General features: G+C 63.1%; 22 protein-coding genes and 1 pseudogene. 22 read left to right on the top strand and 1 reads right to left on the bottom strand.

Translation table 11 applies throughout. The features are described from left to right. The first annotated feature begins 16 nt into the window (after positions 1 to 16). On the top strand, positions 17 to 1,228 hold the full coding sequence (locus tag PSTAB_RS00600) for a M24 family metallopeptidase (protein WP_013981269.1): 1,212 nt from the start codon (positions 17 to 19) through the stop codon (positions 1,226 to 1,228). A 182-nt stretch (positions 1,229 to 1,410) separates the two neighbouring features. Here PSTAB_RS00600 and PSTAB_RS00595 read toward each other — a convergent pair whose 3' ends face one another. Next, positions 1,411 to 2,391, bottom strand: coding sequence for an IS5-like element ISPa52 family transposase (locus tag PSTAB_RS00595; protein ID WP_013981268.1), 981 nt, complete (start codon positions 2,389 to 2,391; stop codon positions 1,411 to 1,413). An 806-nt stretch (positions 2,392 to 3,197) separates the two neighbouring features. Here PSTAB_RS00595 and PSTAB_RS00590 point away from each other — a divergent pair. The 21 genes and pseudogenes from PSTAB_RS00590 to PSTAB_RS00485 all read left to right on the top strand — a co-directional run bounded on the left by PSTAB_RS00590 (position 3,198) and on the right by PSTAB_RS00485 (position 26,468). Then, on the top strand, positions 3,198 to 3,332 hold the full coding sequence (locus PSTAB_RS00590) for a hypothetical protein (protein WP_013981267.1): 135 nt from the start codon (positions 3,198 to 3,200) through the stop codon (positions 3,330 to 3,332). A gap of 20 nt (positions 3,333 to 3,352) precedes the next feature. After that, positions 3,353 to 4,549 (top strand): type VI secretion system-associated FHA domain protein TagH, encoded by a 1,197-nt coding sequence (gene tagH, locus PSTAB_RS00585; RefSeq protein WP_013981266.1) that lies wholly within the window; start codon positions 3,353 to 3,355, stop codon positions 4,547 to 4,549. A 4-nt stretch (positions 4,550 to 4,553) separates the two neighbouring features. Next, positions 4,554 to 5,036 (top strand): type VI secretion system lipoprotein TssJ, encoded by a 483-nt coding sequence (tssJ, locus tag PSTAB_RS00580; protein ID WP_013981265.1) that lies wholly within the window; start codon positions 4,554 to 4,556, stop codon positions 5,034 to 5,036. Positions 5,037 to 5,038: 2 nt separating this feature from the next. Beyond that, positions 5,039 to 6,370: a type VI secretion system baseplate subunit TssK gene (gene tssK, locus PSTAB_RS00575; protein ID WP_013981264.1), complete on the top strand. Its 1,332-nt coding sequence runs from the start codon at positions 5,039 to 5,041 to the stop codon at positions 6,368 to 6,370. Between the two features lie 5 nt (positions 6,371 to 6,375). Continuing rightward, positions 6,376 to 7,257: a type IVB secretion system protein IcmH/DotU gene (icmH, locus tag PSTAB_RS00570; protein WP_013981263.1), complete on the top strand. Its 882-nt coding sequence runs from the start codon at positions 6,376 to 6,378 to the stop codon at positions 7,255 to 7,257. A gap of 1 nt (position 7,258) precedes the next feature. Further along, a pseudogene (gene tssM, locus PSTAB_RS00565) lies at positions 7,259 to 10,797 on the top strand (type VI secretion system membrane subunit TssM). Next, positions 10,797 to 11,528 (top strand): PP2C family protein-serine/threonine phosphatase, encoded by a 732-nt coding sequence (locus PSTAB_RS00560; protein ID WP_013981262.1) that lies wholly within the window; start codon positions 10,797 to 10,799, stop codon positions 11,526 to 11,528. Before tssM ends, PSTAB_RS00560 begins: the two are co-directional and overlap by 1 nt. Next, positions 11,525 to 12,496 carry a serine/threonine-protein kinase gene (locus PSTAB_RS00555; protein WP_013981261.1) on the top strand — a complete coding sequence of 324 codons (972 nt, stop codon included), beginning with the start codon at positions 11,525 to 11,527 and terminating at the stop codon, positions 12,494 to 12,496. The genes PSTAB_RS00560 and PSTAB_RS00555 overlap by 4 nt, the downstream gene beginning before the upstream one ends. Positions 12,497 to 12,517: 21 nt before the next feature. Further along, positions 12,518 to 14,542, top strand: a complete 2,025-nt coding sequence (locus tag PSTAB_RS00550; protein ID WP_013981260.1) for a type VI secretion system Vgr family protein — start codon at positions 12,518 to 12,520, stop codon at positions 14,540 to 14,542. A gap of 8 nt (positions 14,543 to 14,550) precedes the next feature. Then, positions 14,551 to 15,027, top strand: a complete 477-nt coding sequence (locus PSTAB_RS00545; RefSeq protein ID WP_013981259.1) for a hypothetical protein — start codon at positions 14,551 to 14,553, stop codon at positions 15,025 to 15,027. 27 nt (positions 15,028 to 15,054) lie between these two features. Then, the gene (locus tag PSTAB_RS21860) at positions 15,055 to 15,675 is read left to right on the top strand and encodes a hypothetical protein (protein ID WP_013981258.1); all 621 of its coding nucleotides are present in this window, start codon (positions 15,055 to 15,057) and stop codon (positions 15,673 to 15,675) included. Beyond that, entirely contained in the window at positions 15,663 to 17,054 is a 1,392-nt protein-coding gene (locus tag PSTAB_RS00535) for an SH3 domain-containing protein (protein WP_013981257.1), read from the top strand. The genes PSTAB_RS21860 and PSTAB_RS00535 overlap by 13 nt, the downstream gene beginning before the upstream one ends. A 67-nt stretch (positions 17,055 to 17,121) precedes the next feature. After that, positions 17,122 to 18,332 (top strand): IS3 family transposase gene (locus PSTAB_RS21025; protein ID WP_418080429.1). Its coding sequence is split into 2 segments (ribosomal slippage): positions 17,122 to 17,467 and positions 17,467 to 18,332, totalling 1,212 coding nucleotides; the frame shifts between segments, so codons are not numbered across the junction. Between the two features lie 126 nt (positions 18,333 to 18,458). Next, the gene (locus PSTAB_RS00520) at positions 18,459 to 19,223 is read left to right on the top strand and encodes a pesticin C-terminus-like muramidase (protein ID WP_049790716.1); all 765 of its coding nucleotides are present in this window, start codon (positions 18,459 to 18,461) and stop codon (positions 19,221 to 19,223) included. After that, positions 19,224 to 19,634 carry a lysozyme inhibitor LprI family protein gene (locus tag PSTAB_RS00515; RefSeq protein WP_041771607.1) on the top strand — a complete coding sequence of 137 codons (411 nt, stop codon included), beginning with the start codon at positions 19,224 to 19,226 and terminating at the stop codon, positions 19,632 to 19,634. Between the two features lie 165 nt (positions 19,635 to 19,799). Beyond that, positions 19,800 to 21,671, top strand: coding sequence for a di-heme-cytochrome C peroxidase (locus tag PSTAB_RS00510; RefSeq protein WP_013981254.1), 1,872 nt, complete (start codon positions 19,800 to 19,802; stop codon positions 21,669 to 21,671). A 27-nt stretch (positions 21,672 to 21,698) separates the two neighbouring features. Next, positions 21,699 to 22,835, top strand: a complete 1,137-nt coding sequence (locus tag PSTAB_RS00505) for a catalase family protein (RefSeq protein ID WP_013981253.1) — start codon at positions 21,699 to 21,701, stop codon at positions 22,833 to 22,835. A 144-nt stretch (positions 22,836 to 22,979) separates the two neighbouring features. Beyond that, the gene (locus PSTAB_RS00500) at positions 22,980 to 24,128 is read left to right on the top strand and encodes an ABC transporter permease (protein ID WP_041771606.1); all 1,149 of its coding nucleotides are present in this window, start codon (positions 22,980 to 22,982) and stop codon (positions 24,126 to 24,128) included. Continuing rightward, positions 24,125 to 24,910, top strand: coding sequence for an ABC transporter ATP-binding protein (locus tag PSTAB_RS00495; protein WP_013981251.1), 786 nt, complete (start codon positions 24,125 to 24,127; stop codon positions 24,908 to 24,910). Before PSTAB_RS00500 ends, PSTAB_RS00495 begins: the two co-directional genes overlap by 4 nt. A gap of 2 nt (positions 24,911 to 24,912) precedes the next feature. Then, positions 24,913 to 25,851 carry an MlaD family protein gene (locus PSTAB_RS00490; RefSeq protein ID WP_013981250.1) on the top strand — a complete coding sequence of 313 codons (939 nt, stop codon included), beginning with the start codon at positions 24,913 to 24,915 and terminating at the stop codon, positions 25,849 to 25,851. Continuing rightward, positions 25,848 to 26,468, top strand: a complete 621-nt coding sequence (locus PSTAB_RS00485; RefSeq protein ID WP_011911338.1) for an ABC-type transport auxiliary lipoprotein family protein — start codon at positions 25,848 to 25,850, stop codon at positions 26,466 to 26,468. Before PSTAB_RS00490 ends, PSTAB_RS00485 begins: the two co-directional genes overlap by 4 nt. Positions 26,469 to 26,501: the final 33 nt, after the last annotated feature.

Below are 26,501 nucleotides of genomic sequence, written 5' to 3'. Positions count from 1 at the left end.
GAACAGGAGTCCCGGCATGAGCATGCCCAGCCTTATCAACCTGCCCAACGGGCCGAAAATGCGCGCCACTTTCAGCGTGGCGGAGATGAACCGTCGCCTGGCCATGCTGCGCGTCCAGATGCAGGCGCTGCAGCTGGACACAGTGGTGCTGACCTCGATCCACAACGTCAACTACTTCGGCGACTTTCTCTACTGCTCCTTCGGCCGGAGCTATGCGCTGGTGGTGACCCAGGACCGCTCGACGCTGATCACCACCAACATCGACGGCGGCCAGGGCTATCGCCGCAGCCTGGGTGACAACCTGATCTACACCGACTGGCAGCGCGACAACTACTTCCGCGCCGTGCGCGAGGCGGTGCCGCAGGGCGCCCGCCGCGTCGGCCTGGAGTTCGACCACGTCAGCCTCGATCACCGCCGCAAGTTCGACGTCGCGCTAGAAGGTATCGAGTTCCTCGACGTGGCGCCGGCCACCATGCGCATGCGCATGGTCAAGTCCGCCGAGGAAATCGAGCTGATCAAGATCGGCGCGGCAGTGGCCGACATCGGCGGCGCCGCCTGCGTCGAGGCGATCGCCGAGGGCGTGCCGGAATACGAGGTGGCGCTGGCCGCCACCACGGCGATGACCCGTGAGATCGCCCGCCGCGTGCCGCACGGCGAGCTGCGCGACACCTGGACTTGGTTTCAGTCCGGGCTCAACACCGACGGCGCACACAACCCGGTCACCACCCGCCGGGTGCAGCGCGGCGACATCCTCTCGCTCAACTGCTTCCCGATGATTGCCGGCTACTACACCGCGCTGGAGCGCACCCTGTTCTTCGGCGAGCCGAGCGAGCGCCATCTGCAGCTGTGGGAGATCAACTGCCAGGTGCATAAGCGCGGCCTCGAACTGATCCGCCCCGGCGTGCGCTGCTGCGACATCGCCGCCGAGTTGAACGAGATCTACCAGCAGCACGACCTGCTGCAGTACCGCACCTTCGGCTACGGCCACTCGTTCGGCGTGCTCAGCCACTACTATGGCCGCGAGGCCGGGCTGGAGTTGCGCGAGGACATCGAGACGGTGCTCGAGCCGGGCATGGTTGTATCGATGGAGCCAATGATCATGCTGCCCGAAGGCCAGGCTGGCGCCGGGGGCTATCGCGAGCATGACATTTTAGTCGTGCAAGCGCATGGCGCCGAGAACATTACCGGCTTCCCTTTCGGCCCGCAGCACAACATCCTCGGGGCCTAAAGTATGCTTACGGTTGCCAGCGCTTTATTACCTCTAAGGATGGTCTGAAGTAGTCGAGTTTTTCTGACTGACTTCAGGCACTGCTGATTTTAAAGCGGGATAATGATCAAAAAACGATCAAGTCGCCGGCTCAATTCGATGCTTGAGCCGCTGCGAGCACCTCGCAGCGGCTATGCCTCGCATTACAGGCGCACCTCTCCTGCAGAGGTCAGTAAATGTCGGCGAGCCATCCACAGATTCGATAGCGCAAACAGCGTAACCATCTGCGACGTATTCTTCGCCAGGCCTCGGAAGCGCACCTTGGTGTAGCCAAACTGACGCTTGATCACCCGGAACGGGTGCTCGACCTTGGCGCGCACCTGGGCTTTGGCCTTCTCGATCTTGCGCTTGGCTTTGTACAGCGCGCTGCGCTTATCCAGCTTCTTGTAAGTGCTGCGGCGGGCCGCGATCTGCCAGATGACTTCGCGGCCTTCATGTTCGGGACGCTTCTCGACGCCGGTGTAACCGGCGTCTGCGCCGACCATGTTCTCCTCGCCGTGCAGCAGCTTATCGACCTGGGTGACATCCGCGACATTGGCTGCCGTGACCACCACGCTGTGCACCAAACCCGATTCATCGTCGACACCTATGTGTGCCTCGGCCCCGAAGTAATACTGGTTGCCCTTCTTGGTCTGATGCATCTCTGGGTCGCGTTTGCCGTCCTTGTTCTTGGTCGAGCTCGGTGCATTGATCAATGTGGCATCGACAATGGTGCCTTGGCGCAGCGACAGGCCACGGTCACCCAGGTAGCCATTGATAACTGCCAGGATGCCAGCAGCCAGTTCGTGTTTCTCCAGCAGGCGACGGAAGTTGAGGATGGTGGTTTCGTCGGGGATACGCTCCAGGCTCAGCCCCGCGAACTGCCGCAGGATGGTGGTCTCGTACAGTGCCTCTTCCATCGCCGGATCGCTGTAGCCAAACCAGTTCTGCATCAAATGAACCCGCAGCATCGCCATCAGCGGATAGGCCGGACGTCCGCCTTCACCCTTGGGGTAGTGGGGCTCGATCAAGGCAACCAAACCCTTCCATGGCACTACCCGATCCATTTCGATCAAGAACAACTCTTTGCGGGTCTGCTTGCGCTTGCCGGCGTACTCGGCGTCGGAGAAAGTCATCTGCTTCATCGGGCTACTCGGCGGGTAGGATCGGGGTATTTTGCCAAATCAGGAAGTCTTCTTCAGAGTTTCCCTAAGGATGGTCTGAAAAAGTCATTTCTCGAAAAATGGAGCCCAGTAACCATGCGGGATACAGGGCAGCGGTTTCGCGAAAAACGGGCTTTTTCAGAGCTTCCCTATGACGGTCATATTGGCAAAAGTTTCTGAAAACGAGCCTACCAAGTTAACTCGCTGTTTCATGGCACGTATTTGTCCTGGCAGGTGAACCTCATTTCACGGTCCGGCTAGTGGTCAAAATCGATATCCCGGATTTCGTTTTTTGTGCCAAGGCTAACCTCCCTCAGATGTCGCTATTAGCCCTAAACTGCAAGGCACGGTTAAAGACGAAACCCTTGCAGTACGGCACTTAGAGGTATTTTTGGACGCTTGCCGCCAACCAAGATTCCTGTACCGCATTGCCCTCCGAAGGCAGGGGTCGTGGGTTCGAATCCCGCCGGATGCGCCATATTAGATAGTCGTTTCGAGCCCCCCTCGAAGCGCTCCGCAAAAGCCCGCTCGCTGCGGGCTTTTGCGTTTCTGCGGGTCCGTCCGCCTGACCGGATCGCCTGCCAGCAAACGGCCGGTCGGCGCAAGTTAAACCTGCCGCGCGGCATCACCGGGCCGCCTCAACCTGACCTCACGCTCGTTTTAGACGCATCCGTCGGGTGTTCTGTGAACCTGTTCACCGAGCCTGCGGGACAACTGAACTTCAATGCCTCGCTCAGGTCGCGCCATGCGCACCTTGCCCCCACACACGACTTCAAGGAGGAAATCGCGTGCCCGTGCGCTATTACGCCCTCGTTTCGCTCATCGCCGCCGTGCTGCTCGCCGGTTGCACCGGCAACTACAGATTCGACGATGACCACTATCGCCCGCTGGGTGATCCGCAAGCCTTGAATCGCGGCAAGTAACCGCAAGGAGCGACACGACCATGGAACTGGTCTTCGATATGGTGGGCGCCCAGCAATTCGTGCCCGGGCTGCTGACCACCAAAACCTTCAAACAGGCCGGCGGAGTGATCGGCCGCGCAGAGGGCTGCGATTGGGTGATCCCCGACCGCAAGCGCGTCCTCTCCGGACGTCATGCAGTGATCAGCTACCGCGACGGCGCCTTCTTTCTCACCGACACCAGCAGCAACGGCATCCAGCTCAAGGACAGCGGCGCCAGCCTGGTCAAAGGCCAGCCGCAACGCATCGAGCATGGCAGCGTCTACTGCCTGGGCGACTTCGAGATCCGCGCCCGGCTGATCCAGGACCCGGCGCGGTTCGAAGGCGACATTGGCCGCCCGCAACCGGCCGGCACCATCATCCCCGACGATGCCTTCCTCGACCTCGATCCCCTGGTCGCGATGGATCAACAGGAGCGCATCTACGCCGAAGTCGACGACCTCGACCTGACGCTGGTGGCACCACAACGCCAGGCCCAGCAGCGCGACTACGCCCGCATCGACACCGAAAGCCTGCCGCTGCCGGAACTGGTCATGCCGCCGACTGCAGCCGAACCCAAACGCGAACCGGAGCCTGAACGTCTGCCACCCGGCTTCTGGGAGCGCTTCGGCGAGGCACTGGGCATCGATCTCGGGGGGATGGATGAAGACCAGCGGCAGGCGCTGGCACTGAATGCTGCCCGCCTGCTCAAGCAGAGCGTGGCGGGCCTACAGCAGAGCCTGCGCACCCGCAGCGAGCTGAAGAACGAGCTGCGCCTGGCGTTGACCACCGTGCAGAGCGCCGGCAACAACCCGCTCAAGCACAGCGCCGATGCGAGCGAGGCCCTGAACGCCCTTTTGCGCGGTGGCAAACCCGGCCAGCTCAGCGCCGAACAGGCCGTCGGCCGAGCCTTTCGTGATCTGCAGGCGCATCAGGTGGCACTGCTGGCGGCCAGCCGCGCCGCCGTTCACGCGATGTTCGAACAGCTGGCGCCGGAGCAGCTGGCGCTGCGCTTCGAACGCGAAGGCCGCAAACCCCTGCTCGCCACCGCCGGCAGTCGCTGGCGTGCCTATCGCCGCCTGCATCACAGCCTCGGCCAGGATGCCGACTGGAGCGAACGCCAGTTCGCCCGCGACTTCGCGAAGACCTATGAGGAGCAGGTGCGCCTGATCGCCACGCTCGATTCAACCCATCAAGGATGATCCCATGCCTCGTCGCATCACCCTGGCCATGCTGGCCTCGCTGCTCGTGCTGGGCGGCTGCTCGGCACTGTCACCGTACTCCAAGCTGACCAAGCTGGACCTCGAGCTGCACGGCAGCGCCCGTCTCAACCCCGACCTCAACGGCCGGCCTTCGCCGATCGTGCTGCGCCTGCTGGAGCTCAAGCATCCGGTGGCGTTCGAAAACGGCGAGTTCTTCGCCCTCTACCAGCGGCCCAAGGAAGCACTGGCGCCAGACCTGGTGACCTCCGAGGAACTGGAACTGCGTCCCGGCGAAAGCCGTGAGCTGAAGCTCTCCGTGCAGGACGGCAGCCGCTACGTCGGCGTGCTGGCCGCCTACCGCGACCTGCCGGAAGCCAGCTGGCGCTACGTCATCGCCGTGCCGCCGCAAGAGCGCACCCGCATCGCCCTGAGCCTGGACGAGCGCGGCATCGCGCTGTTCGACCCGCTCGCCGAAGAAGGAAAATAAGCATGAGCCTGCACAAGGTTGTCTGGCAGGAAGGCATGCTGCTGCGCCCGCAGCACTTCCAGCAAAGCGATCGATACTACGATCACCAACTCAAGGCGCGCACCCAGAAGCTGAGCAGCTATGCCTGGGGATTCTTCAATTTGGAGATCGACCGCCAGTTCCTCAACATGGGCAAGCTGGTGCTCAGCCAGGCCAGCGGCATCCTCCCGGACGGGACCCTGTTCGAGCTGGGCAGCGAGCGCGAGCCTCTGGCTCTGGACATCCCGCCGAATACCGGCAGCACTCCGGTCTATCTCGCGCTGCCGCTGGTCACCGGCAACCACATCGAAACCCGCCGGCCCGAGCAGAAGGACGTGCTGGCGCGCTATACCGCCCACGAACTGGACGTCGCCGACTCCAATGCCGGCGACAGCAGCACGAGCCAGGTCAGCACCGGTCTGCCAGATTTCCGCCTGCTGCTGGGCGAGCAGCAGAGCGACCAGGCCTACGTGAAACTGCAGCTGTGTGAGGTGCTGGACACCACGCCGGACGGGGTCATCAGCCTCGACCCCGAGTTCATCCCCACCTATGTCAACTTCCAGGCCTCCGCCTATCTGCTGTCCTGCCTGAAGGAAGTGATCAGCATGCTCGCCCACCGCGGCGATACCCTTGCCGAGCGAATCAGCGCCACCGGCAAGGTGGGTGGCGCCGAGGTCGGCGACTTCATGATGCTGCAGCTGATCAACCGTCACGAACCGGTGCTGCGCCACTACCTGGGCGTGGAGCAGGTGCATCCGGAGCAGATCTACCGGGATCTGCTTGGCCTGCTCGGCGAGCTGGCGACCTTCTCCAGCGAGAGCAAGCGCCCGCGCTTGGATGGCCGTTACCAGCACAGTGATCAGGGCGCGAGCTTCCGCAAGCTGATGGACGCGATCCGCCAGGTATTGTCGATGGTGCTCGAGCAGCACGCCATCGAGCTGCTGCTGCAGCAGCGTCAGTACGGCATCCAGGTATCGCCGCTGCATGACCACAAGCTGCTAGGCACGGCGTCCTTCGTGCTCGCCGCCAGCGCCCAGTGCGATTCGGAAACCCTGCGCACACGGCTGCCGGCGCACCTGAAGATCGGCCCGGTGGAACGCATCCGTCAGTTGGTCAACCTGCATCTGCCGGGCATCCGCCTCAAGCCGCTGCCGGTGGCGCCGCGGCAGATCCCCTTCCATGCCGGCAAGACCTATTTCGCCCTGGAGCTCAGCGCCGAGGACCAGGCGCAGCTGGAGCGTTCCGGTGGCTTTGCCTTCCATGTGTCCGGTGACTTCGCCGGGCTCGAACTGAAATTCTGGGCGGTCAGGGACTGAGCGACATGATCAAGGAAATGGATTACGGACAGGACGACCGCACGGTCATCGTCAATCGAGGAGGAGAGGCCCCGGCGCAGAGCCCGCTGACCGACTTCGACACCCCGCCGCGCTTCGAGCAGCTGGAGGAGCGAATGATCTACGCGGCGCGCCTGCGCCCGGCGGAAACCTTCAACATCAGCCTCAACCCGCTGGTGGCCGCCGCCTCGCCGCTGCTGTCGGAAGTGGTGCGCTTCAAGCACAGCCTGGAAAGCGAGGACCTGCAGGCCCTGCACGGCCAGTTGAGCAGCGCGATCAAGCTGTTCGAGCATCGCGCGCTGCATGACGGTGCCGAAAGCAGCCAGGTGATGGCGGCGCGCTACGTGCTCTGCACCGTGCTCGACGAGGCCGTGGTGACCACGCCCTGGGGCAACGAAAGCGAATGGTCGCAGATGAGCCTGCTGTCCTCCTTCCACAACGAGACCTTCGGCGGCGAGAAGTTCTTCCAGCTGCTCGAGCGGCTGTCGCGCAACCCGGTCAAGCACCTGCCGATGCTCGAGCTGATGTACCTCTGCCTGTCGCTCGGCTTCGAGGGCAAGTATCGCGTGCTACCGCGCGGCATGCTCGAGCTGGAAGCGGTACGCGACAGCCTCTACCGACAGATTCGCCAGATGCGCGGCGATATACCGCGTGAGCTGTCGCCGCACTGGGAAGGCCTCAAGGACACCCGCCGACGTCTGGTGCGCATCGTGCCCTGGTGGATGGTGGCGCTGTTTACCCTGGTCTGTCTCGGGGTGATTTACGGCGGCTTCGCCTGGGTGCTCGGCGAACAACGCGAGGCCGTGCTGCAACCCTACCGCTCGCTGGACATGGATGCCGGCGGTTCCACCTTTTCAGGGATGAAATGAGATGAAGACGTTCTTTGGCAAGCTCGGCGCCGTGCTGCGCCGGACCTGGGTCTGGAGTCTACTGCTGGTCCTGCTGCTGGCGGTCATGGTGTGGTTCGTCGGGCCGCTGCTGGCAGTCGACGACTACCGGTTCTGGGAATCCTCGACTGCCCGCCTGCTGAGCATCAGCGTGCTGTTTCTCGGCTGGGGGCTGGCCATGGTCTTCGCCAGCTGGCGCGCCAGTGCGCGCAAAAAGCGCGACGCCGAGGACCAGGACGTTCAGGAGCAGCTGCGCCGCGACGGCCTGATCGGCGAGGAGCAGCAGGAGCTGCGCCATCGCTTCAGGCAGGCGCTGCGCACCCTGAAGACCTCCAGCCTCTACCGCGGGCGCAGCGAGAAATGGCGCAGCGAGCTGCCCTGGTACCTGTTGATCGGTCCGCAGGGTAGCGGCAAGACCAGCCTGCTGGATTTCTCCGGCCTGGACTTTCCGCTCAACCGCAGCGAACAGCAGCGCCTGACCAAGGACGTCTCCGGCACTCGCTATGCCGACTGGTACTTCGCCGATCATGCCGTGCTGATCGACACCGCAGGCCGCTACCTGACCCAGCCCGATGCAGCGGTCGACGGCAGCGCCTGGGAAACCCTGCTCGGTCTGCTGCGCAGGCGCCGCGCCCGCCCGCTCAACGGCGTACTGGTCAACCTGCCGGTGGACCAGCTGCAGGGCGGCAGTGAACTGGAGCTGGAGAACCTGGCCCGCCAGACCCGCCAGCGCCTGCACGAGATCCATCAGCGTCTGAACGTGGACGTGCCGGTCTACTTGGTGCTGAGCAAGTCCGATCGAATTCTCGGTTTCGACGAATTCTTCGAGCAGCTGTCTCGGGAGGAAAGCGACCAGGTGCTGGGTGCGAGTTTCCGCAAGGAGCAGAACGGCAGCGATGCGCAGGTCGTGCGCCAGGAATTCGAGGAACTGCTGCGCCGGCTGAACAGCCAGGTGATCCTGCGCATGCACCAGGAACGCGATACACAGCGCCGCGGCCGAATCCTCGACTTCCCACATCAGTTGGGGCAGATCGGCGAACGCCTGAGCCTGTTTATCGAACTCGCGTTTGCCGGCAACCGATACCAGCGTGCCAGCCAGCTGCGTGGTTTCTACCTGACCAGCGCGCCGCAGCTACGCGAAACGCTCGATCCGCTCACCGCCGGCATCGGCCGCCAGCTCGGCCTGGCCAGCAGCGCGCTGCCGACGTTCCGCAGCGGTCGCGCGCGCTTCATCAACCAGCTGCTCAGCCGGGTGATCTTCCCTGAAGCCGAACTGGCGGGCCTCGACCAACGCGAAGTACGCCGCATCGACTGGGGCCAGCGTGCCCTCTATGCCGGAGCCTTCGGCTGCCTGCTGCTGGTCGGCGGCGCCTGGGCACTTAACTTCTCGGGCAACCATGAACGCCTTGAACAGCTGCGCGACATCGCCCAGGAACTTGGCAGCGAGCGCAAGACCATCGCGGCGGGAGACGAGGCTCTGCGCACCCTCAAGGCCCTCGATGCGAGCTATGCCGCGACACAGGTCTTCCCGCCTCGGGAGGAGATTTCCTGGCTGCGCCGTGGCGGCCTGTATCAGGGCGAAGCGGTCGACCCGACGCTGCACGAGGCCTACCGCCGCGATCTCGAAAGGTTGCTGCTGCCGCGCGTCGCCCGGCAGCTGGAGGCGCAGATCCGCGCCAACCTGAATGACCGCGAGCAGCTGCTCGGCAGCCTGCGCGCCTATCTCATGCTGAACCTCGCCGAACGCCGTGATGCGGCGTTTCTCAAGGACTGGCTGGCCGCCGACTGGTCGCTGCGCCATCCCGGCAATGCCGTGGCGCAGCAGGGCCTCAACACCCACTTCGCGCGCCTGCTGGAAGAATCCTTCGCTGCATACCAGCTGAACGACAATCTGGTAGCCAAGGCCCGCGCTCAGCTGCGCAGCGAATCGCTGGCGGCCGTGGTGTACCGCATGCTGCGCGATCAGGCGCGCAACCTTCCCGACTACCGGCTGAACACGCAGCTCGGCCCGCAGGCGTCGCTGTTCGTCGGCGGTGACTACACCATTCCAGGCTTCTACACCCAGCGCGGCTATCACAAGCTGTTCGTCGCACAGGGCGCCGATCTGGTCAGCGAAATACTGCGCGACAACTGGGTACTGGGCGAAGGCGACAGCCTCAGCACCAAGGACCTGGGCCGCCTACTGGTGGAAATGGAACAGCTTTACTTCCGTGACTACGCCGCGCACTGGAGCGAGGCGATTGCCCAGCTGAACATTCTCCCCGCCGGTGGTGCGGCGCAGGGTGCCGCGCAGCTCGCCGGGCTCACCGCCGCGAACTCGCCGCTGCTGCAACTGTTGCTGGAGGTGCGCGAGAACACCCGGTTCGCCGGTCTGGTCGAAGCGACTGCCGGGGCCGGCGAGCTGGCCGAAGCGGCGCAAGGCGCCGGCGGCAAGCTCGGCAAGGCAGCCAAGCTGGCAACCGCCGCCGCCGAGCAAGCCCAGACCGCACTGCTGAAGAACATGCCGGACACCGCGCGCAGAACCCTGGAGCGACGCTTCGCGCCGCTGCACCAGCTGCTCGACGAGAACGGCGCGCCCGGCCCCGAGTTGAGCGCCAGTCTGCAAGCCCTCGACGCCCTGCAGCTGCAGCTCGCTTCCCTGGCCCACGCCAGCGCACCGGAACAGGCGCCTTCGAAATGGCCAAGGCACGTATGGGCGGCCAGCGCGATGCCATCAACCAACTGCGCAGCAGCGCTGCACGGCTGCCGCAGCCGCTGGGCAAGTGGCTGGGGCTGCTGGCCGAAGACAGCTGGTCGCTGGTACTCACCGATGCCTACCATTACCTCAATCAGCGCTATCGCAACGAGCTTTACGCCAGTTACCGCGGTTCGCTGCGCGAGCGTTATCCGTTCAGCGCCCACAGCGCCAGCGATGTCGCTCTCGCCGACTTCCGCGAGTTCTTCAAGGCTCAGGGCCTGGCGGACAGTTTTTTTGAGCGCTACCTCAAGCCCTTCGTCAGCGGCAGCGCCGGCGAGTACCAGTTGCGCCGGGTTGACGGTCGCGGCTTGCCGCTGTCCGAGCAGTTCCTGGCACAGATGAGTCGGGCCCAGACCATTCGCCGCAGCTTCTTTGCCGAGAACCCCAACGAGCCGCTGATTCGGTTCAAGCTCGAGCCCTATTCGCTGGATTCGAGCCTCGGTCGCGCCGACTTCCGCTTCGGCAACCAGCAGATGGAATACCGCCACGGGCCGATCGTGCAGACCGCGTTCCGCTGGCCGGCCGAAGCCGACGACGGACGCACCAGCCTGGTGGTGGAAGAACTCGGTGGCCGTCGCGTGGGTATCGAGAAGAACACCGGGCCCTGGTCGCTGTTCCGCCTGATCGACCTGATGCAGGTCGACTACCACAGCGGCCGCGACGTGTTGATGCTCAAGGCCGATCTCGGCGGCCTGCGCGCCAACTACCTGCTGCATGCGCAGCGCTCGCCGAATCCGTTCGATCTCGCGCTGCTGCGCGGCTTCAAGCTGCCGGCGACGCTGTGATGAACGCAACCGCGTGCAGCTGGCGCAGCGCAGCGCGCACCGACACCGGCAAGGTGCGTGCGCGCAACGAAGATGCCTTTCTCGACCTGCCACAGGCCGGGCTCTGGGCCGTGGCCGACGGCATGGGCGGACACCAGAACGGCGCCCTGGCCAGTCGCCTGATCATCGAGCAGCTGGCCGAGCTTTCCAGGGGCGGCGATCTGGCCGAGCGGCTGCGGGCGTTGCGGCGCTGTCTGCATGAGCTCAATCGCCGGCTCAGCCAGGAACTGACGGTCACCGCCGAACGCCCCGATCCGGTGATCGGCAGCACCGTGGTCGCCCTGCTTATGGAAAGTGATCGCGCCGCGTGCATCTGGGCTGGCGACAGCCGCTGCTACCTGTGGCGTAGCGGCCGTCTCTATCAGCTGTCACGCGACCACTCGTTGCTGCAGCAACTGATTGACGAGCAGCAGCTCAGCCCCGAGCTTGCCGCCAAACACCCGGCTGCCCATGCATTGACCCGCGCCATAGGCGCCAGCGAGAAGCTGGAGCTGGATATCCTCGAATTCGCCGTATTCCCGGGCGACACGCTGCTGCTGTGCAGCGATGGGCTCTACCAGAGCATGTCCGCCGACGCGCTCGGCGCCGCACTCAGCCTGCCGTCCACGCAGCTGGCGCTGGAACGGCTGTTTCGCCAGGCACTCAAGGGCCCGGCGCGAGACAATCTCAGCGCCGTGGTGATACGCCGATGAACGCCCAGCCTGCCTGCGATCTCACCTATTTTGCACTAGCCTCCACCGCGGCCACACCGGTGCCGGAGGCAACGAAAACGCCTGTCGGCGAGCTGCCGGAAGTCCTCGGCGGCCGCTACCGGATCGAGCGCCTGCTCGGCGTCGGCGGCATGGGTGCGGTCTATCGCGCCCGTGACCTGCTGCGCGAACAGTTCGGCGATCCGGAGCCCTACGTGGCGCTGAAGACGCTCAGCGAGGATTTTGCCGAGTACCCCGACGCCAGCGCCCTGCTCTACAGCGAATACGCGCTGACCACGCGCCTTAGCCACCGGCATGTGGTGCGCCTGTACAACTTCGACATCGACCCAGCCAGCCAGCGCGCCTTCATCACCCTGGAGCTGCTCAAGGGGCCAACCCTCGACCAATTACTGTGCGAGCGCCCGCAGGGCATGGCCTGGAACGAACTGCAGGGCATCGCGTTACCGCTGCTGGAGGCGCTGACCTATTCACACAGCCTGGGCGTGCTGCATGGCGACCTGAAACCGAGCAACGTGATGCTCGCCGATGACGGCCTGCGCCTGTTCGACTATGGGCTCGGACAACCGCTGGAAGGGCTGCTGCCCGGTTTGCCGCGCCTGTGCCGCACGCGCTTCGCCGCCTGGACGCCGCGTTATGCCGCACTGGAACTGCTCGACGGTGGCGAGCTGACCGCCGCGGCGGATGTTTACGCCCTGGCCTGCGTGCTCTATGAACTGGCCAGCGGCAGCCACCCTTATCGCCGGCTCAGCGCCCGTCAGGCCAAAGCCATGGAGCTGGACAGCTCCCTGCAGCGCCCGCCGCAGCTGCCCCTGCATTGCTGGCCGGCGCTGCGTCTGGCGCTGGCATTCGACGAAGCGCAGCGCAGCATCGATGCAGCGGGCCTGTTGCAAGCCTTCAGCCGCCCCGCACCGAACCGTTGGCGGCGCTGGTTCGGCCACTCCCATGGATGACATCAGGACAAGGAGAGACCAATGTTCAACGCGGCCAATAAAACCCACTTCACGCTTTCCCTCGAAGGCGTCGAGCACGACTTCAAGGTGCTCGAATTCCGGGGCCGCGAGGCCATCAGCCAGCCTTATCGCTTCGACGTGGAACTGGTCAGCGAGCGCCCCGACCTGGATCTGGAAAGCCTGTTGCATCGCCCGGCTTTTCTTGCCTTCGCGCCGGATGGCAGTGGTGTTCATGGGCTGGTGCATCAGGCCGCCCAGGGTGAATCCGGCCAGCGTCTGACCCGCTATCGCCTCACGCTCGTGCCGCAGCTGGCCTACCTCGCCCATCGCACCAACCAGCGCATCTTCCAGCACCTGACGGTGCCGCAGATCGTCGCCCAGGTACTTGAGGAGCATGGTATCCAAGCCGATGCCTACAGCTTCCAACTCGGCCCGGTTATTTACCCACCGCGCGAATATTGCGTGCAGTACGACGAGACCGACCTGCACTTCATCCAGCGCCTGTGCGAGGAAGAGGGCATCCACTATCACTTCCAGCACAGCGCGGCCGGTCATGTGCTGGTCTTCGGCGATGACCAGACGGTCTTCCCCAGGCTCACCGCCACCGCCTATCAGCAGGACAGCGGTCTGGTCGCCGACCAGCCGGTGATCAAGCGTTTCGGCCTGCGCCTGGAAACCCGTACCAGCCGCGTCACGCGCCGCGACTACGACTTCGAAAAGCCGCGCCTGTCCATGGAGGCCGCGCTCCACAGCGACTTCCAACCTGATCTCGAAGACTACGACTACCCCGGCCGCTTCACCGAGCGCGCCCGCGGCAAGCATCTGTCGCAGCGCGCCCTGGAACGCCACCGCCACGACTACGAGCTGGCCGACGGCGAGAGCGACCAGCCGAGGCTGGTGAGCGGACATTTCCTCCCGCTCACCGAACACCCGCGCAGCGACTGGAACCAGCTCTGGCTTCTTACCGAAGTGCTGCACGAAGGCAAGCAGCCGCAGGTGTTGGAGGAGTCCGTCGCCAGTCATGTCGATAGCGGTGACGGCTTCGTCCAGGGCTACCGCAACCGCTTCAGCGCCACCCCCTGGGACAGCCCCTTCCGCCCGGCGCTTCGCCATCCGAAACCGAAGGTGCTCGGCAGCCAGACCGCCGTGGTTACCGGCCCCGCTGGCGAAGAGATCCACTGCGACGAGTACGGCCGCGTAAAAATCCAGTTCCACTGGGACCGCGAAGCCCAGGCCGATGACAAGACCAGCTGCTGGATGCGCGTCAGCTCCAGCTGGGCGGGTGACCGCTATGGCGGCATCGCCATCCCGCGGGTCGGCATGGAAGTGCTGGTGACCTTCCTCGAAGGCGATCCCGATCAACCGCTGGTGACCGGCTGCCTGTACCACAAGGAACACCAGGTCCCTTACGACCTGCCGGCCAACAAGACCCGCACGGTGTTCAAGACCCTGAGCAGCCCGGGTGGTGGTGGCTGCAACGAACTGCGCATCGAAGACCGCAAGGGTGCCGAACAGATCTACCTCCACGCCCAGCGCGACTGGGACGAGAACATCGAGCACGACCAGAAGATCCGCGTCGGCCACGAGCGCCACGACACGGTGGAAGCCAACAGCTACAGCGAGCTTAAGGCTGAGGAACATCTCATCGTCGCAGGTGATCGCAAGGTGGAAATCAAACCCGACGACCACCTCACCGTCGGCCAGACCCAACACATCAAGCTCGGCACCGCCCAGCTGACCAGGGCCGGCCGCGAGATCCACCTCAAAGCCGGGCAAAAGATGGTCATCGAAGCCGGCGTCGAACTGACCCTGAAGGCCGGCGGCAGCTTCATCAAGCTCGACCCGGGCGGCATCACCGTCTCCGGCCCGCTGGCACGAATCAACGCCGGCGGCGCGCCAGGCAAGGGCTCGGGAATCAAGATCAAATCACCGGTGCTGCCGGGAATGTCGGATAGGGATAAGGCCGGGAGGTTGTTGGAGCAGGCGCCCGCCAGTCCGCTCAAGCCAAAACATAAAGTCAAAAGAATGATGAATTTTTCAGGTTGAACCAAACGATGACTATCAACTTCAAGTACCGTCGCCCCTTTTACCGCTCTGCACGCCAGGTTCTCCTGTTCGTCCTGTCCTGCGGGTATCTGGTTGGCTGCTTCGCGCTCGAGCTCGAACCCCTCACTTATCAGGAAGCCCTCACTCGGTATCAGGAAACAGACGGTATCGAGAACTATCGCTGCGCACTGGTTCCAGCCGATGACCACTATCGGCCCATTCGTGACGCCCTGCCAATTGCTGTCGAGATAGATGAAAAGTTGTTCTTGAAAACTGCCGGTACCATTCAGCAACTGCAACAGACCGACATGTCTGAAACCAGTACGGCCTATGCGGCTGATGGCATGACTGCCACCCTGGCCATAGTCCGCCAGTTCAATCATTCGGAGTACAACGAGTCGGACGACCGGCACGTTGACCTCGCCTTTGAAGTACAAGGCAAAACGGATATCTATAAGGTCTTCGGGGCAGCTTGTGGCCTTTAACGGCACAACTACAACCTAGGAGAGAATATGACAGGACGTCGCTACAAAATTGTTGAAAGTGTCGGAAACCGCGTCGAGGAGGTGTTCCGCTACGAAGATCTCGCCAAACATCACCCTTCTGCAGGGCGTGAGCCAAACCGAGAATACGAGACCATCAACGGACAGCTCGAAGAGGTGCGCTATGTCGGTGGCCGCACGCTCATCAAGAAGGATTTCGTGTTGCTCGTCGATGGCAGCAACCAATCCGTCCCTGTTCCCAGCCCGTTGGCCGGCTATGCCAAGACCAACAGGCCTTACGGCACGCTGCAGATTTATGACGCCCCGAGCAATGGGCAGCTGCTCGGGCAGATCCTGCATCTTCATCCGGCATTCAAAGTCAACGATGGCGATGCGGTTACATACGGTCAGCATGTTGGCCTTCAAGCCGGAACGGACAGGATGGGCGGGCAGCGCTATGCCATCCACGTTCACGCCGAACTCGAGGAAAGTGTTTTCAGGCGCTATATCGCGGACATAATCGAGGGCACTTTGAGTCCGGATGAGGAAACACCGAAAACCGTGGCTAGTGGCACCGAAAACGGCACTGAACCAAGGGAGACTGGTGCTACCCCTGCACACCCTTGGAAGGCCATTCATTGCAGTCGCTGAGCGCACTATGCAAAGCCCAGGCAGGGTTCTACCCCATCGGCGGAAACGGGCTGTGGCATGGCGGCATCCACTTCGACAGCGGCACATCCCGCACCTTCGATCAGAGCCGCGTCAACTGCATCACCCATGGCGAAGTGGTCGCCTATCGGATCGACGACGAATATCCCATCAGCACCTACAACAGCAAACCGCCGCTTCAGATACGAGCTCCGTTTTCAACGGGTTTCGTGCTGGTCAAACATACGCTTCAAGCCAAAACCTCCATTACTGAGGGTGGCTCAAAAGCAAATCCACCCGCGCTGACAATCTTCAGCCTGTACATGCACCTCAAGTGCTGGAAAGACTATGGCCAAGACGCGAAGCTGGAGCGACCTTCATTCTGGGCTTCAGGCATTTATACCGTTAGCACCAGCAATGGCGAGCTCAACGTTAGAGCCGAAGCCCGAAGTAATTCACCTGTCGTGGGCAAGCTTAGTAAAGGCGCCCAGATCCGCGCGTCAGGCGAAGGTGCATTTCTCAAGCTCGAACAGGTAATTAGCGGCAACTACGAACCGGCGCTAATGCGACAGCCAGACGGGACTACGCCTGGCTATGTCTCTTCTTCCTTTTTGACCGCCCAATCCAAACCCAAGGCGCTGGGCTCCGTAGTGCTCCTTGATCCACCCGTGCCCATCAAAGCCGGTGATCTGATCGGCCATCTAGGCAAGCTCCAGAATCAGAGCGAGGATTCCGCTCAGGAACTGTTGCATCTAGAGGTCTTCAGTTGTGAGGACGTGCCATCGTTTATAAGCGAAAGCCGCAAGTGGGCATATAACCTGCCGGCGCAGGAAAAGAGCTTGCTGAAGATCCATGCGGGGGCCAGCAAGTTGATCCGTCATCGGAGCGACATCAATAGTGGAAACCCGCCAAGGCTAAGCGATGAGGGACGCGAGATCAGCGTCGATCTGATCCTCCCGCAACATCTGCTGGACGCGCTTCCAGACCAGTTCAAGATCAAGATACCCACCAGCAACACAGCAATCGGGCCCTCGCCCGAGATCATTTGGTGGCGACTTGATGACCTGTTAGCCGATACGGAAGGCCGGATCATCAGCGGCTGGCTATCGGAACAGGAGCTGATCACTACCCGCCACAGTCCTTGGGAATGGGAGGGCTTCGAGTGCCTTGAGGACACCGATCCGCCGAGCTCAGGACTCGCCTACCACCTCAACGCGGCGCTTCGCCTGTCCGACCATGAGAAAGCCAGCTACCAGGGCGCTATCGACCAGGCCGATAAAGGCCCGGTACGCAGCCGTCTCTACGACATCATCGACACCGACCGCGACGGCAAAATGACCTCACAAGAAATTCAATCGGCGCTAGAAAAGCCTTGGCACTGAACGAGCCCCCTGAAACACCGGACACCGTTTCCCCCTTACCATAAGGGATAGGCAAACGGTCGTGTTTATGACTACCAGCAAAGACAGACATATCGAAGTACTCGGCCAGGAGCGGCGTCGCCGCTGGAGCGTCGAGGAGAAGCTCACCATGGTGCGCGAGAGCCTTGAGCCCGGGCACAGCGTCTCAGTGGTCGCCCGACGCCACGGCATCAACCCCAACCAGCTGTTTCATTGGCGCAAGCTCTATCAGGATGGCAGCCTGTCGGCAGTGAGCGCCGGAGAGGCCGTAGTTCCGGCTTCGGAGCTGGCCGATGCGATGAAGCAAATCCGCGAACTGCAACGAATGCTGGGCAAGAAGACTATGGAAGCGGAGGTGCTCAAGGAAGCTGTGGAGATCGCCCGTTCGCGAAAATGGATTGCGCACTCACCCTTGTTGCCGGGGGACGACCAGTGAAGCTGGTCAGCGAAAGTCTCGGTGTGTCGCGCTCGCAACTGACGGCTCGAATCAAGCAGGCCAAAGAAGACAGAGGAGCCCGTCGTCGGCGTATCCCTGACGATACGGCTCTGGTGGAGCGGATCAAGGCCTCAATCTCCGACTTGCCCAGCTATGGCTACCGCCGGGTCTGGGCGCTTCTACGTAGGCAGGCCGAACCGGTGGTCAATGTGAAACGGGTTTATCGGGTCATGCGCGACCATGACCTGCTGCTGGAGAAACGCCGCAAGCAGCCCGGTGTGGCTCGTCGTCATGAAGGCCGAGTGGCAGTGAGCGAGAGTAATACCCGTTGGTGCTCGGACGGTTTTGAATTTCGTTGTGACGATGGCGCCAAGCTGCGTGTGACCTTTGCCTTGGACTGCTGCGACCGCGAGGCTATCAGCTGGGTAGCCAGCCCGAGTGGCTACAGCGGTGATGACGTCCGTGACGTCATGCTTGAAGCCATCGAGAAACGTTTTGAACAGGCACTGCCTGTCACTCAGATTCAGTGGCTGAGCGATAACGGCTCGGCGTACACCGCCGAACAGACGCGCGCCTTTGCTCGCGAAATCGGCTTGATACCGCTGACCACGCCAGTGTGCAGCCCGCAGAGCAACGGCATGGCCGAGAGCTTTGTGAAGACGATGAAGCGTGATTACATCGCCCATATGCCACGGCCGGATCGCCAGACAGCGCTACGCAACCTGGCGATTGCTTTTGAGCATTACAACGAAGAGCATCCGCACAGCGCACTGAAGTACCGCTCGCCTCGGGAGTTCAGGCGGTTGGCCGTAACATCAACTTAACAGGGTTGTGGTGTCCGGTTTGATAGGGGCAAGTCCAGGCACGCCCAATCCATCTCACAACTCATCACGCGCCATGAAAGTGAGTGGTTTTGGAATGCGGCGCGTTGGGACGAACTCAATGAGCTGATGGGCCACAGCTTCGATGATCCCAATCAGGATTGGGCCGAAGAGAAGAACCGCATCAAAACTCTGAGCTGGTGGGGCGATATCGCCGGGCGCCACTCTATCAGCGCAGATGGGAAAGCTTGGCACTTTCAACCACTTGCCCTTATCGGCATATTCAGCACTGTAGCGCGTGCCCGCCCCACGATTAGCGAAGGGAGAATAACGTTTGATGCCGAAGGGAATAATATCCCCACCTCTCCGTTCTTCAGCCGGGTCGTTCACTGGCCTGGAAACGATCTATCGGGCGTCACTCTTGGTCGTGGTTATGATATGGGCTCCCGATCCGAAATAGAAATCTACGCTCACATGACAAGCGCCGGAATTGCGCATGACCAAGCAACTAAGATTGCTCAGGCGCACGGAAAGAAAGGCCTAATCGCCCAGCAATTTGTTAGAGAGAACAAAGCATCCATTGGACAAATAAGCCCCGAGCAAGAAATACTCCTTTTCAACATTGTCTATCCGAACTACGTAGATCGTGCTATCAGGAACTATGACCAATGGACTGCGCGCGAACCTGATAGAACCGATTGGAGCGCCCTAGATCAGGCCATCAGAGATGTACTGGTAGACTTCGTCTATCAAGGCTTTACAAAGGGGCCCAACCCGATGAAGGCTGGAATGAGGAATGATAAAGCCGAGCTGATACGCTACATAGAAAATACGCCAGCCATCAGGCAGTATGAGCCAGGGCGAAACAGAGCTCGTTACCTCAGGAATAACTAAATGCTCAATACCCAGAAAATAACGCTATTTTTTTTACTAATATTTGTGCGCACAGCATTAAGTAATGATGTTAATGATCCATGCGAAGAGATTGAAGCCTCTTCTCAAATAGCCCTGTGCGCACAGTACAATAAAGAGCAATCAGACAACCTTCTTAATTCATCGTACAAGGCTACCTTGAATCGAATCAGACTTCAGTATCAAAATTCACCGTTGCTAGCAGACCAATACGTTTCCCTATTAAAGACGGCGCAGCGAGAGTGGATTGATCTGCGAGACGCAGATTGCAAGCTTGAAGCCTTTGAAATAGAGGAGGCCGCAGAGGCGTACCAAGTAACGATTGATAATTGTGTCGCCAGAATGAGTAATGACAGGGCGGACTATCTGAAACACATTGCACCTGACATATAAGGGCTCTGGAAATAACCGAGCATAGGCTTCGCTCGAGCTAGCAAAGTGCGGGGTGGGCCGTACCGACACTAGTGTCCGTCACGCAAAAAGAATGCCGTCGTATTGCCATCAACCCACAACCCTGCCATAAACGCGCACTCGCCATGACGCTACAAGGATGTACCGATGCGATTGCTGCGCCGAGCCCTGGGGGCTGTCTTGTTGTTGGCCGTGCTGGCTGCGGGGGTCGGGCTGTATTTTGTGGCCTACCCGAACCTTCCAGAGTATGAAGCGCCCGAAGCGCTGCATTATCTGGAGCAGTGGGACGCCACGCAGCGACAGACCTACTACTACACGCCGCAGGGCACTCAGGTTAAGGGGCTGGAGTACGACTGGTTCCGTGCGCTGGAACTGCCCTTCAGCCGGGATAAGTTCGCCACGCCCGACTACCTTGCCCGCTTCGGCTTTCTGGTCGATCCCGCGCAACAAGCCACTGCGCTGAACCCCGGCAACCTGCCGGTCGGCTTCGCCCGCCACGAGGATGATGAGACCGGTCGCGCCTATCTGGATGTGACCTGCGCGGCCTGCCACACCGGCGAGTTGCGCTACGGGGGGCAGGCCATTCGTATCGACGGTGGCGCGGCGATGCATTCGCTGGCCTCCACCGTGCCGACCCTGCGCGGGGGCGCCTTTGGCCAGGCGCTGGGCATGAGCATGGCCTTCACCTATTACAACCCGCTCAAGTTCCGTCGCTTCGCCGAGCAGGTGCTGGGCGAGCGCTACGAGCAGGACCGCGCGCAGTTGCGCCACGACTTCAAGCAGGTGCTCGACCGTCTGCTCGGCACCGCCTACAACGACTGGCACCGCGGGCTCTACCCCACCGAAGAAGGCTTCGGCCGTACCGATGCGTTCGGTCGCATCGCCAACAGCGTGTTCGGCGATGCCATCGATCCGGCGAACTACCGCGTGGCCAACGCGCCGGTGAGCTACCCGCATCTGTGGGATATCTGGAAGTTCGACTGGGTGCAGTGGAACGGCTCGGCCATGCAGCCGATGGCACGCAATATCGGCGAGGCGCTGGGTGTTGGCGCCACACTGCGTCTGCTGCACGAGAACGGCCAGCCCGTCGCCGAAGCCGAGCGCTACGCATCGGGCGTTCGCGTACGCGACCTGCACAGGCTGGAAACCACGCTCATGCAGCTGACCCCGCCTCGCTGGCCCGAAGACGTGCTGGGCGCGATCGATCTAGAGCAGGCCAGCCTCGGTCGCGCGCTGTACAAGGAAAACTGTGCGCATTGCCACGACGCCAGGCCCAAGCCGGTCGACAAGCGTTTCGCTGCCGAACGCGACCCCGAGTGGCGCATGAAGGTGATCCCCACCTCCTTCGTCGGTACCGATCCGACCACAGCCGACAATATTGCCGACCACCGCTTCGACCTGACCCGCCTGGGCTGGACCCAGGATGAGCTGGATCGCCTGGATGTGCAGCTGTATGGCGCGTCATCCGGCCCGCTCGATCTCGCCAGCCTGTCCAGCGCCAAGGGGCTGGCCTATATCACCGCCTACGTCGAGGAGCGCGCCTACCGTGACGCCGGCATCGGCGAGGCCGAGCGCGCGGAATTCGACGGCTTCGGCCTGCCCATCGGCGTGCAGGAACTGCGCGGCTACAAGGCACGCCCGCTGGACGGCATCTGGGCGACGCCGCCCTTCCTGCACAACGGCTCGGTGCCGACACTGTTCCAGCTGCTGTCGCCGGTGGCCGAACGGCAGAAACAGTTCTGGGTCGGCAGCCGCGAATACGATCCGCAGCACCTGGGCATTCGCACCGAGCGCTTCGACGGCGGCTTTCTGCTGAATACCGCAATCACCGGCAACAGCAATCGCGGTCATGAATTCCGCGCCGGCTGTCGCGGCAATGGCGTGATCGGCCGGGCATTGGCGCCGCACGAGCGCTGGGCGCTGGTCGAGTACCTCAAGGTGCTCGGCGACCCCCGCTTCGAACCGCGCCTTGAGGAACTGCCGGCGCGTCCCCACAACCCCGGCCCACGCTGCCCCTGAACTGCCCTTCGCACAAGGATCTGCCTCATGCTGACAAGACTCTGGCTCTGGATCGGCCGCCTGCTGGGCCGGCTGCTGCTTGCCATTACCGCCCTGGGCCTGGCCGGCTGGGCGATTGCCGCCGTGCACTTTCACCTCACCCATCGTGGCCCCGTCTCCAGCGAAGAAGTCGTCTCCCCGAGCGAAGCGGCCGACACCCAGGCGATCATCGCCGACGCCATCGCCGTGGTGGAACAGCACAGCGAGAATACCCGCGTGCTGCGCGACGCCCATGCCAAGGCCCACGGTTGCGTGCGCGCCGAAGTCAGTGTGCGCGCCGACCTGCAACCCGCACTGCGCCAAGGCGTTTTCAGCGAGCCGGGCAAGACCTGGCAGGCCTGGGTGAGGCTATCCAACGGCAACGCCTACCCGCAGTTCGACCGCATCCGGGACGCCCGCGGCATGGCGATCAAGCTACTCGAGGTGCCAGGGGAAAAGCTCACGCGTGACCCGCGCCATGCCGGCGAACAGGACTTCGTGATGTTCAACCACCCGGTGTTCTTCGTCCGTGACGTTGCCGAATATCGCAGCAACTTCGCTGCCCAGGCGCAGGGCAAGAAGGCGCTGGCGTTCTTCCCGAGCATCGATCCGCGCAGCTGGGAGCTGCGCCACCTGTTCATCGCACTGCAGACCCTGGCGCCGGCACCGGAAAGCCCGGTCGCGACAACCTACAGTTCGGTGGCGCCATACAAGCTCGGCCCGCACAACATCAAGTACCGGGTTATCCCGACGCCGGAAAACTGCCCGACCTACCAACTGCCCGAGCAGAACCGCGACCTGCCGAACTTCCTGCGCAGCGCGCTCTACCAACAGCTGTCCCTCGACCGCATACCCGCCTGCTTCGCCCTGCAGGTGCAGCGGCAGAACGCCGAGCACTACATGCCCATCGAGGACACCAGCATCGAGTGGGACGAAGCCATCGCGCCATTCGAGACGGTCGCTGACATCCGCCTGCTGCCGCAGGACTTCGACAGCCCCGAGCAGAACCTCGCCTGCGACAACCTCAGCTTCAACCCCTGGCATGCACTGCCGGAGCATCGCCCCATCGGCGGCATCAACCGGCTGCGCAAGGCGGTGTACGAGGCGATCAGCAGCTACCGGCTCGAGCGTAACGGCGCACTTTGACGCCACCATGGTGGTCCATGGATCAGCAGCCGACGCGCGCCGCCTGTTGCCGACCACGGGCCACCCGGTCCTGTCTTGCCGGGCGGAACCCTGCTAGCATCAATCAGGACTCCATCGCCCGACATAGGCACCCGTTTGCAGAAGATGAGCGCCACCCTGTCCTCGTCTCCCGGTTCGGTGACCCTCGATCAAGGGGCTTCGCCGTTGCGGGCGCGCATCGTCGGTGACTGGACCCTCGCCCATTACGCGGCACTGCGCCGAGAGGTGCAGCGGCTCAGGGCGCGAATCGACGAGCGCAGCCAGATCGAGCTGAGCGGGCTCGGGGCGCTGGATACGGCGGGCGCCGGCCTGCTGGTGGAGCTGCTGGGCCCCGAGCGGATCGCCGCCATCGAAGCCTGGGCGCCGCAGTTGCCAGCCGAACGCCTGGCGCTGCTGCGCACAGTCGCCACCGCCCTGGACCAACCGGATGCCGCCGAGTCGCCACGCGGTTATGAATTCGGCTATGTGCTGGCGCATATCGGCCGCACGGTCGCGGCGGTGTGGAAGCAGCAGCGCGCGCTGCTCGGCTTCATCGGCCTGACCCTGCAGACGTTGCTGCTGACGCTGCCGCGGCCGCGGCGCTGGCGGCTGACCTCACTGGCCGTACATATCGAGCAGACCGGGCTGGACGCGGTGCCGATCGTCGCGCTGCTGACTTTTCTGGTCGGCGCGGTGGTGGCCTTTCTTGGCGCGACGGTGCTCGCCGACTTCGGCGCGACCATCTACACCGTCAACCTGGTGGGCTTTTCCTTCCTGCGCGAATTCGGCGTGCTGCTGGCGGCGATCCTGCTCGCCGGACGCAGCGCCAGCGCCTTCGCCGCGCAGATCGGCTCGATGAAGTCCAACGAGGAGGTCGACGCCATCCGCACCCTCGGCCTCAGCCCGATCGAGCTATTGGTGCTGCCGCGCGTGCTGGCGATGCTGATCACCCTGCCGATCCTGACCTTCGTCGGCATGCTCAGCGGCATCGCCGGCGGCCTGGTGGTCTGCGTGCTGGCGCTGGACATCTCGCCGACGATGTTCTTCAACATCATGGCGCGCGACATCGCCGTCAGCCATTTTCTGGTCGGGCTGGGCAAGGCGCCGGTATTCGCCTTCGTCATCGCGGTGATCGGCTGCCTGGAAGGCTTCAAGGTCAGCGGCAGCGCGCAGTCGGTGGGCGAGCACACCACCTCCAGCGTGGTCCAGGCGATCTTCATGGTGATCCTGCTGGATGCTATCGCCGCGCTGTTCTTCATGGAGATGGGTTGGTGACGAGCAACGACTCGCTGATTCAGGTACGCGGACTGGTCAATCGCTTTGGCAGCCAGACCGTGCACGAGAATCTCGACCTGGACATCCGCCGTGGTGAGATTCTCGGCGTGGTCGGCGGCTCTGGCACCGGCAAGTCGGTGTTGCTGCGCAGCATCGTCGGCCTGCGGCGGCCGAATGCCGGCAGTGTGACGGTATTCGGCGAGAATTTGCTGGAGCTGTCGGCCGAGCGCCGCTCGCAGGTGGAACGACGTTTCGGCGTACTGTTCCAGCGGGGCGCGCTGTTCACCTCGCTGAACCTGCAGGAGAACGTCGCGCTGCCGCTGATCGAGCACGCCGGGCTCGAGCGCCGCGACGCCGAGCACCTGGCGCGGCTGAAGCTGGCACTGGCCGGTCTCCCGGCCAATGCCGCGTGCAAGTATCCCGACGAACTGTCCGGGGGCATGGTCAAGCGCGCCGCCCTGGCCCGCGCGCTGGCGCTGGACCCGGAGGTGCTGTTCCTCGACGAACCCACCGCCGGCCTCGACCCCATCGGCGCGGCAGCCTTCGACCAGCTGATCCTGACCCTGCGCGATGCGCTGGGCCTCAGCGTATTTCTGGTGACGCACGATCTGGATACGCTCTACACCATCTGCGACCGGGTCGCGGTGCTGTCGCGCAAGCGCGTGCTGGTGGCCGATCGCCTGGAGGTGGTGGAAGCCACCGACGACGCCTGGATCCGCGACTACTTCCACGGCCCACGTGGCCGGGCGGCGCAACAGGCTGCCGACTTGCAGGAGAACTGAAAATGGAAACCCGTGCCCATCACGTGCTGATCGGTCTGTTCACCGTACTGGCGGTCGGTGGCGCCTTGCTGTTCGCCCTCTGGCTGGGCAAGTCGAGCATGGATCGCGAGTACAACTATTACGAAATCAGCTTCAATCGGGCGGTCAGCGGTCTGTCCAACGGCAGCGCGGTGGAGTACAGCGGTATCAAGGTCGGTGACGTCGAGGCGCTATGGCTCGAACCGGACGACCCGCGCAAGGTGCGTGCACGCATTCGCATCTATTCCGGCACCCCAATCAAGCAGGACACCCGCGCCCGCCTGGCTCTGGCCAACATCACCGGCAGCATGATCATCCAGCTGCACAGCGGCACTCCGCAGAGTCCGCCACTGGAAGGCAAGCGCGGCGAGCCACCGCTGATCGTCGCGGACCCGTCGCCGCTGAGCGCGCTACTGGAGAACGGCGAAGACCTGATGACCAACATCAACAATCTGCTGCGCAGCGCTAACCTGATGCTCTCAGAAGACAATGCCGGGCGCATCGGCCGCACCCTGGCCAATCTCGAGCAGGCCACCAGCGTGCTGGCCGAACAGCGTGGCGATTTGAGCGAAGCGCTGACCCAGCTCAGCCAGCTGGGCCAACAGACCAACACCGCGCTGGCGGAGATCACCCGGCTGACGCAGAACGCCAATGGCCTGATCGATGACGAAGGGCGCCAGCTGCTGAGCAGCGCCGGCGAATCCATGGCCGCGCTGGAGCGCGCCACGTCGCGCCTGGACGAGCTGCTGTCGAGCAACCAGGGCGCATTGAACAACGGCCTGCAGGGCTTCAGCGAGCTGGGCCCGGCGATCAACGAGCTGCGCGGCACCCTCGGCGCGCTGCGTCGCGTCACCCAGCGCCTCGAAGACAATCCCAGCGGCTTCCTGCTCGGCCGCGAAAAGATTCAGGAGTTCACCCCATGAGCCGCCTTGCGCTGTTCCGCCCCCTCGCCCTCGCGTGCGTGCTCGGCACGCTCGCGGCCTGCACCCTGCTGCCCGAGGCCGAGCCGATCCGCGTGTACCTGCTGCCCACCGCTGAGGCGACCGGTCAGCAAGGGGAGCGACTGCAGCAGGCACTGCGCATCCACACCCCGCATGCCAGCCGCATCCTTGCCGGGCCGCGCATCGCCGTGGTGCCCGATGGCAACCAGATCAGCAGCTATCAGGGCGCACGCTGGAGCGATGCAGCGCCGACCCTGCTGCGCGACCGGCTGATCGAACAGTTCCGCCAGAGCGGGCCGGTGGCGGTGAGCAACGAGGACAGCAATCTGTTCGCCGAGCTGGAGCTGTTCAGCGAACTGCGCGCCTTCCAGAGCGAATACATCGATGGCCAGCCGCAGGTACTGGTCCGCTTGGATGCTCAGCTGGCCTCGGCAACCGATCAGCGCATCCTCGCCAGCCGCCGCTTCGAGATCCGTCAGCCCAGCGCAGGCCCGCAGCTGGAAAGCGTGGTGGCGGCCTTCGGCCAGGCCAGCGACGAACTGAGCCGCCAGTTGCAACGCTGGACGATCGAGGTAGCAAAAAGCCAGTCTGCGCAGTGAAGTCCGGCGAAACGGTCATGTAAACGCGCTAAA

Origin of the sequence: Stutzerimonas stutzeri (assembly GCF_000219605.1) — a bacterium.
Classification (GTDB): domain Bacteria; phylum Pseudomonadota; class Gammaproteobacteria; order Pseudomonadales; family Pseudomonadaceae; genus Stutzerimonas; species Stutzerimonas stutzeri.
This window is presented reverse-complemented; position numbering and strand designations above follow the sequence as displayed.

What these genes read in the sequence shown, in the direction of transcription:
- PSTAB_RS00600 (WP_013981269.1), top strand. Translation starts at nt 17, where the DNA reads ATGAGCATGCCCAGCCTTATCAACCTGCCCAACGGGCCGAAAATGCGC.
- PSTAB_RS00595 (WP_013981268.1), bottom strand. Translation starts at nt 2,391, where the DNA reads ATGAAGCAGATGACTTTCTCCGACGCCGAGTACGCCGGCAAGCGCAAG.
- tagH (WP_013981266.1), top strand. Translation starts at nt 3,353, where the DNA reads ATGGAACTGGTCTTCGATATGGTGGGCGCCCAGCAATTCGTGCCCGGG.
- tssJ (WP_013981265.1), top strand. Translation starts at nt 4,554, where the DNA reads ATGCCTCGTCGCATCACCCTGGCCATGCTGGCCTCGCTGCTCGTGCTG.
- tssK (WP_013981264.1), top strand. Translation starts at nt 5,039, where the DNA reads ATGAGCCTGCACAAGGTTGTCTGGCAGGAAGGCATGCTGCTGCGCCCG.
- icmH (WP_013981263.1), top strand. Translation starts at nt 6,376, where the DNA reads ATGATCAAGGAAATGGATTACGGACAGGACGACCGCACGGTCATCGTC.
- PSTAB_RS00560 (WP_013981262.1), top strand. Translation starts at nt 10,797, where the DNA reads ATGAACGCAACCGCGTGCAGCTGGCGCAGCGCAGCGCGCACCGACACC.
- PSTAB_RS00555 (WP_013981261.1), top strand. Translation starts at nt 11,525, where the DNA reads ATGAACGCCCAGCCTGCCTGCGATCTCACCTATTTTGCACTAGCCTCC.
- PSTAB_RS00550 (WP_013981260.1), top strand. Translation starts at nt 12,518, where the DNA reads ATGTTCAACGCGGCCAATAAAACCCACTTCACGCTTTCCCTCGAAGGC.
- PSTAB_RS00545 (WP_013981259.1), top strand. Translation starts at nt 14,551, where the DNA reads ATGACTATCAACTTCAAGTACCGTCGCCCCTTTTACCGCTCTGCACGC.
- PSTAB_RS21860 (WP_013981258.1), top strand. Translation starts at nt 15,055, where the DNA reads ATGACAGGACGTCGCTACAAAATTGTTGAAAGTGTCGGAAACCGCGTC.
- PSTAB_RS00520 (WP_049790716.1), top strand. Translation starts at nt 18,459, where the DNA reads ATGGGCCACAGCTTCGATGATCCCAATCAGGATTGGGCCGAAGAGAAG.
- PSTAB_RS00515 (WP_041771607.1), top strand. Translation starts at nt 19,224, where the DNA reads ATGCTCAATACCCAGAAAATAACGCTATTTTTTTTACTAATATTTGTG.
- PSTAB_RS00510 (WP_013981254.1), top strand. Translation starts at nt 19,800, where the DNA reads ATGCGATTGCTGCGCCGAGCCCTGGGGGCTGTCTTGTTGTTGGCCGTG.
- PSTAB_RS00505 (WP_013981253.1), top strand. Translation starts at nt 21,699, where the DNA reads ATGCTGACAAGACTCTGGCTCTGGATCGGCCGCCTGCTGGGCCGGCTG.
- PSTAB_RS00500 (WP_041771606.1), top strand. Translation starts at nt 22,980, where the DNA reads ATGAGCGCCACCCTGTCCTCGTCTCCCGGTTCGGTGACCCTCGATCAA.
- PSTAB_RS00490 (WP_013981250.1), top strand. Translation starts at nt 24,913, where the DNA reads ATGGAAACCCGTGCCCATCACGTGCTGATCGGTCTGTTCACCGTACTG.
- PSTAB_RS00485 (WP_011911338.1), top strand. Translation starts at nt 25,848, where the DNA reads ATGAGCCGCCTTGCGCTGTTCCGCCCCCTCGCCCTCGCGTGCGTGCTC.